The organism is Metabacillus herbersteinensis (genome assembly GCF_042433335.1).
Lineage (GTDB): Bacteria > Bacillota > Bacilli > Bacillales > Bacillaceae > Metabacillus > Metabacillus herbersteinensis.
Window position 1 is genome coordinate 1 of record NZ_JBHLVO010000098.1, and the last position, 636, is coordinate 636.

1 protein-coding gene is annotated in these 636 nt (G+C 34.6%); it reads left to right on the forward strand.

Annotation, left to right across the window (positions count from 1 at the left end):
* Window positions 1-500 (forward strand): transposase (locus ACFFIX_RS27855; protein WP_378939910.1); only part of this gene is annotated, 500 nt, incomplete at its 5' end.
* Window positions 501-636 lie beyond the last annotated feature (136 nt).

The following is a 636-nucleotide window of genomic DNA, read 5'->3' on the forward strand; positions in this document are numbered from 1 at the left end:
TTAATATGCTTCTTGAATACAAAAAACATCTATCCAAGCTTGAAGATGAGATAGATGCTTTAGCGAATGGTATTGAAGAATGTAGAATTATCCAATCAATCCCTGGTATCGGTGAAAAAATCTCTGCCACGATTATTTCTGAGATTGGGGAAATTGATCGGTTTAATCACCCTAAGAAACTAGTAGCGTTTGCCGGAATCGATCCCAGTATCTTTGAATCTGGTACATTCAAAGGTACTTTAAATCGAATTACCAAACGAGGTTCTAGCAGACTGAGACGGGCCTTGTATATGGCCGTTAAATGTGCCATTCGTGATTGTCGCAAGAAAAAAACGACAGATGAAATAATTCCTCGTAACAAACGATTACGAGAGTTTTATGATAAGAAGCGCGAAGAAGGAAAACCCTTTAAAGTAGCTGTGATAGAATGTGCCAATAAACTCTTACATTGGATTTATGCACTTTTAAAAAGCAAATCAGCTTTCCAAGATCTGGCTTAGTTTAAAAATATAACTAAACGTCCCAAAAATTTCCATACTCAGAACATTGGAAGGTTATTTGACATGTCTAAATTTAGTATAGCATGAGATATTTTAAATTTTTATTGAAAAATATTGACAAACTATTAGCTGGTTT